We start from the raw sequence: 12,467 nt of genomic DNA, 5'->3' as shown, positions 1-12,467 counted from the left end.
GCTATGATGGATCTACAAATGTCCTTTGAAATCATCATCCTCTCCTCTTTGGTCATTTTCGTTGGCGCGCTGGTTCAGAGTCTTATCGGCTTTGGCATGGCAGTGGTCTCCACCCCGCTCCTCTACCTGATTGAGCCTGCACTGGTGCCGGCCCCTGTGATTATCATGGGTTTTTCCACCGCACTACTCACCCTGTTTAGAGAGGGGCGTGGGCTGGAATTCAGTCCGTTGCAATATGCCCTCCTTGGCCGCATTCCGGGGGGCATCTTAGGCGCAATACTGCTGTTAGTCGCGCCACAACCCCTGTTGGGATTGGCGATTGCCGCTATCGTTGCCCTCGCAGTCACCCTCAGCATATTTCGCTTTTCTTTACCCATTAACCGTAGAACCCTCTTTGGGGCTGGTATCATCTCAGGGATTTTTGGCAATATCGCCGCGATAGGTGGACCGCCAATGGCGATCCTACTGGCGGGTAAAGATCCCAAGCTATTTAGAGCCGCATTATCGGCATTTTTTATCTTCAGCTCATTGATTGCCTTGATTATCTTGGGTTTCGCAGGACTAATAACGAAATGGCATTTCACCATCTCGCTCATTTTTCTACCGGCTGTGTTTCTGGGCTATCTGTTGGCAAACAGATTAGTGGGGCATATAGATAAGCAGAGGGTGAGAAGTGTCACCCTGCTGCTCTGTGGTTTAAGCGCCCTGCTACTGACAGGCAAGTCATTACTAGCCTTATTTGGCTGATACTTCTCATCAGCCAGAGCAGTGCCTTACGGCTAAAAGTGATAAGAGGTTTGGATCACGCCACCAACGGTATCGTCCGTTCCTAAGATGCCGGTCAAATCCAAATTAAATGTACTGCCTATGCTAAAGCCGGCACCAAAAGAGTAGATATCGGCAACCGTATCTTCCAGATCGAGACGATAACCCAGGCGCAGGGCCACCCAATCCATTGGCTTCATCTCACCACCAAAACGCCAGTACTGAGTTTGCCCAAGTACGTCAAAACTTTCATTAGTACTGAGATCCAGATCGCTCGCCACATTGAATATCCCCCATTCATAGGCGATCCCGGCTGTGTATCTGGCCTCAGTATGGTAGGTAAAGCTGCGGCCATCTGACACGACTGTGTCCACATTATGACTGATCAGGTTTCGCCCTGATAAGCCTAAGGTCATGCCTTCTACAGGTTGCATCGCCAATCCAATATCCAGATTGAACGCATTATCACTATTACGGTATTTATCATCGTCAAAATCACTGTAATCGAAATTATTGGCGCTGATCACATAGTTGTAGGTATCGATACGCTGCAGTTTAGGTGACACCCCCACCGAAATCGGCATATTGACAATAGAGAGGGGAAAACTCAACGCCACCCCGAAGTCAGACACGGCGCCAGCAAGGACCACACCTTGAGAATCCAGATCCCGCAATGCGGGGGGATTATTCGGGTCGATGTTTTGCAAATCATCTATATCTGTCTGTGCCACATCTGCAACACCAACAGCATCAATATAGGTTTTATAAAACAATGCTATAGGCATCTTTTTCGTTGGTAGAACAAGCGAAAGGCCCATGCCTAGATTACCAAAGGCCATCTGATTATCCAGGCCTTGCAGATCTTGGATAAGCTGGGTTCTTAAACTATCAATCTCATTGACGTTACCTGTAAGTATCGCAACATCTAGATCGTCATAGGTTGCCTGAGTTTCATCAAACTGATCCTGAAAATCACTGAGATTCGAAACTTCTGCACCTAAGACGGGCAACATCATGACTCCACCTCTTTGGTCTGGTGCATGAATCGCTAATAGAGCAGGGTTAATGAAAGCGGCACCTTCTGGATTAGATGACGCAACACCGACGCCGCCCATGGCATCACTACGTGCCTCATGATATTGCGGCCCAGCGACGACTAAACCAGATAAACTGCACAGTGTTACAGCTAATATCTTTGTTGAAAATTTCATCACATACCCCCTGAGTCATCGTTATTTTTTATAGCGAAAATAACCAAATTAAAGATAGCTCAATAATCACAGGTAGGCAGGGTTATGAAGAAATAAAGCCAACAATTTAATCAAGATTACGCAACACATTCCGCAACAAAAGCAACCATGGTTATTAATTATGTTTTAAGTTTATTTTAATTCATCTTTGAGTAATAAATTTGTTACTTCATCATGATAGCCTAGAATTTTAAAAACATATTAGCAAACAGTTACTAACAATTGGTCACAAAACAAATATCTCCTAGCAAATCATTATAAGAAACAACACCAACACCTCTCGAAACAGTGATCTGCAACACGCAAAAAAATGCAAAATATATGCAAGATGGATTTAGCATTATCATTTGGTAATTACATTATATTTATCGTAAAAATAAGGAGTTTTGCTCAATTTACACTCTGATTCGTTAATGCTAATGTTAACAAATAGATTTTACATCGTTATATACAAGGCTAACGTTAGCAGTAAAGGGCTAAATTAAGAATGAATCCATCTTTTCATCCACTAGTAAAAAATAAGTCGTTTATCGAACTTTTACTGTCATCGACACTCATTAACTTGTTGTCGTTGGCACTGCCTTTTACTATCTTGCAAATCTATGACCGCATTCTTCCCAATGAAGGCTATGGTACAGCCCAAGTACTCGTCATTGGTGTCAGTTTAGCTATCTTACTTGAATTGTTATTACGTTATACCCGTAGCTGGGTATTGAGCGCTTCTGCCGCGAATTTTGAATTACAATCGACCAAAACCTTAGTTGAACGTCTGATAAAAGCCGATTATCACCATGTTGAATCCCTAGGAAGTGGAAAAATATACCGTGGTATCAATAGCATAGCAACCATGCGAGAGATGCACTCAGGTCAGGCAACGGTCGCCCTGATGGATTTTCCTTTTGTATTAATTTTCTTAGCATTAGTTGCTTATATAGGTGGCCCACTGGTGTTTATTCCTGTCGTGGTCTGGGTAATAGCAGGGATCCAGGTTTACCGTATCGGCCAAAAACTCACCCTGGCAACCACCGAATTAAACCTGACCGATAATGAGCGGACACGCTTACTTATGTTGGTCTTATCCGGGCTCACAACAGCAAAATCCTTAGCACTGGAATCGAGGATCACCTACAACTACAAGGAGCTCAACCACAAACGCTTAGCACAACAAGCTGAAGTCGATTGGCTCTCATCGCAACTGCAAGAACTTATCCAAGGTGCCTCCCAGGCCACAACTTTGGCTTTGGTATTGATCGGTTGCTTTGAGGTACTTAATGGCGACATGACCACAGGTGGACTCGCCGCCTGTTCGATTCTTGCAGGCAGAGCTATTGCACCACTAAGCGCCTTAGGTAGTCTGCGGGCAAAATTTATTACGGCACAGAATGCAATGCAGGAAGTCAATGCCTTAGTCGCTGTCCCACAAGAATCCTTTAACAGTAAAACTTGCTATAACCAGAAATTGCCCCTTGGGCCAATAAAATTTACGGGCGTTAGCTGCAAACAAACCAGCGCAAAACTGGATAACATTAACTTGGAAATTCCCCCCGGTAGCATAGTCACATTAAGATCGAACCCTCTCACTCACGCCAGTTTGTTGCTGACGACATTAGCCGCATTCAATCAGCCGCAACAGGGACAAATTTCCATTGCTGGGGTGCCTTTACAAGATCATGATGGCAATGAGTATCGCCAATCCATCGCCTATGTTGCACCTGTAGCCACCCTTTTTGCTGGTTCAATTTTAGATAACCTGACCCTCTTCAGACATGAAAGAGATGCCTATGCTATGGAACTGGCGGATAAACTTGGCCTGTCGGAAGCCATAGCCCAATTACCTTCAGGGTATCAGACAGTGGTTGCCAATAACGACAGTCAGCAACTCAATAAAGGTGCAGTAAAATTGATCTCTTTGGTCAGGGCGCTATCGCAATCACCATCCATTTTACTGCTTGATGATCCTCTAGTGGCATTAGATGCAGACGCACAAATGCGTCTGCTGGTATTACTGCAAGAATATAAAGGCGAAATGACCGTAATCATCAACTCCTATTTTACTGAAGCTATCCAGATCAGCGATTTAACTCTGGATATAACGAATCCAAGTGAAAATGCTATTACGCCAAAGCGTGGAGGTAAGCAATGACGCAAGCCACCACTTATAACAACTGCCCCAAAACCTTACTGGTTAGCCTTTTTAAACAACTTGGGCTAACAGTTCAGGCTAGTAATATCGCCAATAGCGATCTTCAGGAGCAGCTGACTTACCTAGAAACCTACATATTGCTGAAGAAGCATCATGTGGGGATCAATGTCCAAAACATAGATAAGAACTTGCTGATCCACACCCTGTATCCCTTTATCCTTTTACCGGAAAATGGGGCTCCCTTATTGGCCCGTAGAAGTGATCAAAATTTCCAATATTTCAGTGATAATGGTAAATGGGAGCCCTTAGCCACGCTGCCAAATAGCGGTCGCGTGTTTATTATTGAAACCTTACCTTCTCAGAAAAGAGCCAGTGTATTTGCTTCTCATTTAAAGAAACGCACTAAATGGTTCGGCCCCCTATTTTGGCTCAGTATCTTATCCAGCCTTACCGGTTTGGCCATCCCATTATTTACTATGGTGGTTTACGACAGAGTCATTGGCGGTCAGTCTCCCAGTATCCTGCCTAATATTGCATTAGGTGCCATTTTGGCGCTCGCTATCTATATATCCAGTCGCATGCTCAGAGCAAAACAAGTGGCTGCAGCGAGTAACCGCTTTGCCCGGGATCTCTCAGGTATTACGTTTAATCGCCTACTCAGTATGCCACTGACTATTCTATCTAGAGTGGGATTGTCAAATCATCTTGCCCGACTCAACAATGCTGAGAAGGTTCGTGGCTTAATCTCTGGTCCTGGCGGCTCAGGGTTAATCGATGTGCCCTTTACCCTAATCGCGTTAATTGCCATCGCCGCGCTCAGTGGCTGGCTAGTTTTAGTACCTATCATCATGCTGGTACTCTTTTTCCTGGTGATGAAACTGCTCAATAAATACACTCAGGCAGCCACCCCCCAGATAAACAGTGAATATCAAAATAGCTTAAATGAGTTATCCAGAACCCTATTACAACTAAAAATGGCGGGCGAAACCGAGGGCTGGTATACCCAATTTCTGCGCCGCACAAAAGAACATTGCCGCCAAAACTTTATCTATGCCAAGCGCAACGGTTTGAAAGAGGCAATAGCCCATGCTATGGGGTTACTCACCGCCTTGGCAACTGTCTTTACTGGTATTTTTTTGGTGTTAAATCAAAGCATATCCTCAGGGGCGCTTATCGCCTGTGTGATGCTGATCTGGCGTATTACAGGCCCGGCTCAAGTTGCCATGGCATCACAACAAAAGTTCACCATGATGGATGGCGCAATCAAGCAATTTGACCGTTTTATGGAGGTTCCTACAGAGTTTAATGAACTCAGACTGGACGTGCCTAATTTACAAAAAGCCCCCCCTATTTCGGTCAAACACTTAACTTTACGTTATAGCGCCGAGACTCAACCGGCACTGTCAGGGGTTTCGTTTGATGTCGCGCCGGGGGAAATCGTGGCCATTATTGGCCCTAATGGTTGTGGTAAATCCTCACTGTTACTGTCCATTGTTGGCATTATTGAAGCACAAGCTGGCTATGTGACTATCGATGGTAAAAACTTAAAACAGTTCGATCCAGAAATTTTACGTCAATGGGTCGCCTTCAGTTCCAACAACAGCGAGATGATGCCAGGTACAGTGGCAGACAACTTACGCCTGGCTAAACCCGATGCCACTGATGAAGAGTTGCGTGAAGCGATCTATGCTGCTGGAGGCAAATCCCTACTGGCAGCGTTAGATGATGATCTCAATACACAATTAATCTCTCAAGGTTCCAATGTGTTCTTAACCGTCAGAGGCGATGCACTGAATCTAACCCGGGCATTATTGAAAAAATCACCACTATTGGTGATGGACGAACCTATATCCAATCGAAACCCTATCGCCAAAAAAGCCTTTATCAACACATTAAATAAGTTAAGAGGAAATACGACTATCTTGTTTACCAGTCATGATCAGGAATTGATAAAACAAGCGGACAAGGTCGTTATTTTAGATAAAGGGACTGTGATATATGCCGGTCCAATCCCGAATCAAACAGAGGATGAAGCTAATACTGCAGCAACATCCATTTTGGAGGCATCAAAATGAATGATCGTCAACTCACCCATCGCTCCTGGCCAGAACATGAGTTTGCCGAAGCCATTGAAGCCCCTGCTGAGAAAAAAGCGATAAAGCAGATCACGATTTTCACTGCGTCAGTAGTCTTAATCATGTTTCTTTGGTCAATTTTTACCAATATTGAAGAGATAGCCAAAGCTAACGGCCAAGTGGTACCTTTAGGTCATCGTCAGGTCATTCAAAGCCAGTTAGGGGGAACTTTAGCCTCTATTGAGGTCAGCGAAGGGGATATGGTCAAAAAGGGCGATCCTATCGCCCAATTTGTGGCAATTGACAGTGAGGCCGTACTCGAAGAACTCCTGAGTAAAAAAGCTAATTTAGAGCTTAAAATCGAACGCTATAATGCCTTTATCGAAGGACGTGAAGCTAATTTTCAAATCTATGTTGCCGACTATCCCATCTTAGTCAATGAGCATATTCAAAACCTGAAAAGAATGAATGAAGAGAAAGCCGCCATAGCGCAGCTGTCGCTATCTGACATAGCTAAATCCCAGGCGGAACTCGACGGTATAGAACAGGAACTCCCACTACTCAAAAGTCAAATTGCCTCTGCTAAACAGACGTTAACTATGATGAATTCAGTCAAAGAAGCTCAGGCGGTATCTAAACTTACTATGCTTGAAGCACAGCAGAAATTGGACTCTTACAATCGAGAACTCAAAGGCTTACAGGGTAAACATCAGGTCTTACAACGTAATATCGAAAACCTGAATAAACAACTTGAGCAAAAACAGGCAACCTTACTCAAAGAGGTGGGAGAAAAACGTACAGAAGCCCAGGCAGAGCTGCTCGGGATCATCGCCCGCCTCAAGTCCTCGGACTCCCAGGTACAGCAAACCACTGTGGTTTCCCCTGTTGATGGTATTATCCAAACCATCCCCAACAACAGCACAGGCAGTGTGATCCAACCGGGGGGCACAGTGGCCGTGATAGTACCCACTACGCCGACTGCTCTACTTGAAGCCCGACTCTCACCTCGAGATATCGGCTTTGTCACTGTAGGACAAAAAGCACGTATCAAAATTGATGCCTTCGATTACAGCCGCTATGGCGCAATCGACGGTGTAGTACAGCGGATCTCGCCTAGCACCGACTCAGATGAGAAAGGCGGCGTATACTATAAAGTACAGATCGCCATCGAGAAGCCCTATTTTGGAAGTCAACCTGGAAAATTAATGCTCATCCCTGGCATGACAGGTGAAGCCGACATTATCACAGGTGACAAAACCGTATTCCAATACCTATGGAAACCCGTTTTTACCAACGTAACTCAAGCCTTCGGTGAACGTTAGGAGAAGTAAATGAGCCAAAAGAAACACCCCACACCCGAAGAGCTAAAGAAACAAGCTCAAGCAAAAGCTGATGCAAGAAAAAGAGATGAAAAATCCATACGCAAGGCTCAGCAAATGGATAAAGACGTTAAAAAACTCAAAGTCAAAGAGTTTAAAGACGCCAGAGTAAAAGGTAACTATAACCAAGATCTTGTTGCTAATAAGTCTTGGGAACTCCAGCATGCGCAACAAGAAAAAGCACCTGAGAATCTACATGCTGCTGAAGGGGAAAAGGACATTACCCCTGAAGCCACTAACGATAGCCCAAAAGTTGCTCCGCCAACAACGGCTAAAGAAACGGGGTCGGTAGCAACAGCATCACCACTTCCAGCGCAAGACACAGCAACACCTGACGCAGTTGCACATGCAGAGCCTGTCAATAAGGGTTCTACCGAAACCACAGGATTGGATTCATTCTCAGGATTTAAAGATAATGCCTCGATTGGCAACCAGCTAACGCCGATCGCCCATGCCCTGGGGTCAACACCCCCAGCGTTTTATATTGCTGCACAGTCAGATAACAACACAACTACAGCGCCGGTAACGCAGACTAAACCCATAGTACCTGGTTTTGTCACCAATAAACCACTGCGTATCGATGGCCAGACTCCACAATCCCTTACCGAAGATAGCAGTACAGATAATGTTAGTGGAAAACTCATCGCCCATGGGTATAACAGTGCTTCAATCCTATGGTCCAGTGACCACATTCAAGGCGTTTTTGGTGAGCTAACGCTCGACACAAACAATGGTGATTGGCACTACCAATTAGACAATGCATTGGCTCAAACCAATGCATTGGCACAAGGTGAGCAACACACTGAACAATTTGTCATCACTGCCACAAATAGCACAGGTGGTAAAGCACAAACCGTTCTTGATGTCGTGATCAATGGCAGTAACGATCTACCACAGATCTCGGGAGTATTTAATGCCAGCCTCAATGAGATGGGAGCTGTCGACACAGTTTTAGGTCAGTTAATCGCAACCGATCCCGATGCAGGCGATACCATCCAATGGTCGACGCCACAAACGATTGGGCAATTTGGTCAACTCGCCCTAGATGCCACAACTGGCGCATGGCAGTATCAACTTGATAATACCTCTACCGATACACTCGGGCTTAACGCTGGCGATGTTGCAGCTGAAACCTTTCAGATACTAGCAACGGATAGCTCAGGTCAAAGCGTCAGCCAAACAATTACCATCGAAATTCACGGTACTAATCAAGCTGCGAGTATTAGTGGTATTGCCAGTGCGTCACTGGTTGAAGGGCAAAATCTCAGTGCAGGTAACCTAGTCGCAAATGGCCAACTTACGATCATAGATCCAGACTTAGGCCAAGATCATTTTATTGCAGAAACCATACAGGGCCAATTCGGTTCCCTGACCCTAGATCAAACAGGCTACTGGACATACAGTGCGGATAATGGACAAAACGCGCTACAAAGTCTGGGCCTTGGTGAGTCTGTCAGCGAAAGCCTAGTCGTTCACTCTGTCGATGGTACAACACAAGCCATCACTATCAACATCATGGGAAGTAACAACCTCCCCATGATCAGCTCAGTCATTCAAAACCAAATTACAATCGAAAGTGCCAAGTTTAGCTTTACAGTCCCTCAAGGAAGTTTCAGTGATATTGATAGCAATGATACGCTGACTTTATCAGCCTCCGGCTTACCTGCTTGGCTGAGCTTCGATGCCAGCACCGGCACCTTTAGCGGTACCCCTGGTAACAGCGATGTGGGGACTCAGGCCATTACCGTCACCGCCACCGACAATCACGGCGGTAGTGTATCCAGTACCTTCGATTTGGTGGTTAATAACCTCAACGATGCGCCAGTGCTTGACCCAATTGCAGCAGTGTCACTTAAAGAAGATGATGCGGTTTATTCCGGCACCATCACCTCAACTGACATTGATGTGGGTGATACGGCAACATACTCCATTGCCAACGCCGTTCCAGGCTTTACCTTAAACGCCGATGGCAGTTACAGCTTTGATCCTAGTGATGCAGCCTATCAATCTCTGGCCGAAGGCGATCCACTGACCCTAACCATTCCGGTGACGGTCACTGATACCGCAGGTGACAGTGACACCCAAAACCTGGTGATTACCCTCACGGGTACTAACGATGCACCGGTGCTGAACGCTATCGCTGCCCAAAGCGTGGCGGAAGATGCCAGCATCTCAGACCAAATCACCGGCTCAGATGTAGACAGCAATGACACCATCACCTATTCGATTGCCAATCCTGTCGATGGTCTGACACTCAACACCGACGGCAGCTGGTCATTTGATGCCTCTCATGCGGCTTATCAGTCACTGGCTGAAGGTCAGCAGCAAGTCATTAACGTCGATGTCACCGGCACCGACAGCCAAGGTGCGTCTGCACTGCAGACCCTGACCATTACGGTCACCGGCACCAACGATGCGCCCACCGTTGCAGCGGCACTGACTGACCAAAGTGTTGACCAAGGCAGTGCATTCAGCTTTGGCGTGCCTGCAGGCACGTTTGCGGATATCGACACCGGTGACAGCTTAACCCTATCAGCAAGCGGTCTGCCAACCTGGCTGAGCTTCGATACCAGCACCGGCACCTTTAGCGGTACCCCAGGCAACAGCGATGTGGGGACTCAGACCATTACCGTCACCGCCACCGACAGCCAGGGCGCAACCGTCACCAACACCTTCGATTTGGTGGTTAATAACATCAACGACGCACCTGTACTGAACCCCATCAGCAGCGTGACCGCAGTTGAGGATGGTGCAGTAGTTAATGGCAACATCACCTCAACTGACATTGATGCGGGTGATACGGCAACATACGCCATTGCCAACGCCGTTCCAGGCTTTACCTTAAACGCCGATGGCAGTTACAGCTTTGATCCTAGTGATGCAGCCTATCAATCTTTGGCCGAAGGCGACCCACTGACCCTAACCATTCCGGTGACGGTCACCGACACAGCCGGCTTAACCGATACCCAAAACCTGGTGATTACCCTCACCGGCACCAACGATGCACCGGTGGTGAACGCTATCGCTGCCCAAAGCGTGAAGGAAGATGCGAGCATCTCAGGTAAAGTCACCGGCTCAGACGTGGATGCAGGTGACACCATCACCTACACCATCGCAAGCCCTGTGGATGGCTTAACCGTCAACAGCGACGGCAGCTGGTCATTTGATGCCTCTCATGCGGCTTATCAGTCACTGGCTGAAGGTCAGCAGCAAGTCATTAGCGTCGATGTCACCGGCACCGACAGCCAAGGTGCGTCTGATGTGCAGACCCTGACCATTACGGTCACCGGCACCAACGATGCGCCCACCGTTGCAGCGGCACTGACTGACCAAAGTGTTGACCAAGACGCCGCCTTTAGCTTTGGCGTGCCTGCAGGCACGTTTGCGGATATCGACACCAGCGACAGCTTAACCCTATCAGCAAGCGGTCTGCCAACCTGGCTGAGCTTCGATGCCGCCACCGGCACCTTTAGCGGTACCCCAGGCAACAGCGATGTGGGGACTCAGGCCATTACCGTCACCGCTACCGACAGTCAGGGTGCAACCGTCACCAGTACCTTCGATTTGGTGGTTAATAACCTCAACGATGCGCCAGTGCTTGACCCAATTGCAGCAGTGTCACTTAAAGAAGATGATGCGGTTTATTCCGGCACCATCACCTCAACTGACATTGATGTGGGTGATACGGCGATCTATTCGATTGCAGCGCCAGTTGCAGGCTTAACCTTTAACAGTAACGGCTCATGGAAATTTGACCCAAGCGATTCGGCGTATCAAAGCTTGGCTGAAGGCCAGGCCCAGACCCTGACTATTCCAGTCACGGTCACCGACACAGCCGGCTTAACCGATACCCAAAACCTGGTGATCAACCTCACCGGCACCAACGATGCACCGGTGGTGAACGCCATCGCTGCCCAAAGCGTGAAGGAAGATGCGAGCATCTCAGGTAAAGTCACCGGCTCAGACGTGGATGCAAGTGACACCATCACTTACACCATCGCAAGCCCTGTGGATGGCTTAACCGTCAACAGCGACGGCAGCTGGTCATTTGATGCCTCTCATGCGGCTTATCAGTCACTGGCTGAAGGTCAGCAGCAAGTCATTAACGTCGATGTCACCGGCACCGACAGCCAAGGTGCGTCTGATGTGCAGACCCTGACCATTACGGTCACCGGCACTAACGATGCGCCCACCGTTGCAGCGGCACTGACTGACCAAAGTGTTGACCAAGACGCCGCCTTTAGCTTTGGCGTGCCTGCAGGCACGTTTGCGGATATCGACACCAGCGACAGCTTAACCCTATCAGCAAGCGGTCTGCCAACCTGGCTGAGCTTCGATGCCAGCACCGGCACCTTTAGCGGTACCCCAGGCAACAGCGATGTCGGGACTCAGGCCATTACCGTCACCGCTACCGACAGTCAGGGTGCAACCGTCACCAGTACCTTCGATTTGGTGGTTAATAACCTCAACGATGCGCCAGTGCTTGACCCAATTGCAGCAGTGTCACTTAAAGAAGATGATGCGGTTTATTCCGGCACTATCACCTCCACCGATATCGATGTCAACGACACGGCGACCTATTCGATTGCCAACGCCGTTCCAGGCTTTACCTTAAACGCCGATGGCAGTTACAGCTTTGATCCTAGTGATGCAGCCTATCAATCTTTGGCCGAAGGCGATCCACTGACCCTAACCATCGCCATCACCGTGACCGATGCGGCGGGAGCGAGTGACACCCAAGACTTGGTGATTAACCTCACCGGCACCAACGATGCACCGGTGGTGAACGCCATCGCTGCCCAAAGCGTGAAGGAAGATGCGAGCATCTCAGGTAAAGTCACCGGCTCAGACGTGG

Annotated in this window: 6 protein-coding genes; 5 read left to right on the top strand and 1 reads right to left on the bottom strand. The window is 47.7% G+C overall.

What is annotated here, in order from left to right:
* The first annotated feature begins 18 nt into the window (after nt 1–18).
* Entirely contained in the window at nt 19–747 is a 729-nt protein-coding gene (locus LZP69_RS08720) for a sulfite exporter TauE/SafE family protein (RefSeq protein WP_234199928.1), read from the top strand.
* Nucleotides 748–779: 32 nt separating this feature from the next.
* Here LZP69_RS08720 and LZP69_RS08715 read toward each other — a convergent pair whose 3' ends face one another.
* Complete coding sequence (locus LZP69_RS08715; protein WP_234199927.1) at nt 780–1,976, bottom strand: conjugal transfer protein TraF; 1,197 nt, start codon at nt 1,974–1,976, stop codon at nt 780–782.
* Nucleotides 1,977–2,502: 526 nt separating this feature from the next.
* On the opposite strand from LZP69_RS08715, the gene LZP69_RS08710 reads away from it, so the two are divergent.
* From LZP69_RS08710 to LZP69_RS08695, 4 genes are all read left to right on the top strand, one after another.
* Nucleotides 2,503–4,158, top strand: a complete 1,656-nt coding sequence (locus tag LZP69_RS08710; protein WP_234199925.1) for an ATP-binding cassette domain-containing protein — start codon at nt 2,503–2,505, stop codon at nt 4,156–4,158.
* Nucleotides 4,155–6,233, top strand: a complete 2,079-nt coding sequence (locus LZP69_RS08705; protein ID WP_234199923.1) for a peptidase domain-containing ABC transporter — start codon at nt 4,155–4,157, stop codon at nt 6,231–6,233. Before LZP69_RS08710 ends, LZP69_RS08705 begins: the two co-directional genes overlap by 4 nt.
* Nucleotides 6,230–7,555: an HlyD family type I secretion periplasmic adaptor subunit gene (locus tag LZP69_RS08700; RefSeq protein ID WP_234199921.1), complete on the top strand. Its 1,326-nt coding sequence runs from the start codon at nt 6,230–6,232 to the stop codon at nt 7,553–7,555. The genes LZP69_RS08705 and LZP69_RS08700 overlap by 4 nt, the downstream gene beginning before the upstream one ends.
* 9 nt (nt 7,556–7,564) lie before the next feature.
* On the top strand, nt 7,565–12,467 hold a 4,903-nt coding region (locus LZP69_RS08695), incomplete at its 3' end, for a beta strand repeat-containing protein (protein ID WP_234199919.1).

Origin of the sequence: Shewanella sp. AS1 (assembly GCF_021412565.1) — a bacterium.
Taxonomy (GTDB): domain Bacteria; phylum Pseudomonadota; class Gammaproteobacteria; order Enterobacterales; family Shewanellaceae; genus Shewanella.
The sequence above is the reverse complement of the archived record's forward strand: the minus strand, read 5'-3'. Positions and strand labels throughout refer to the sequence as shown.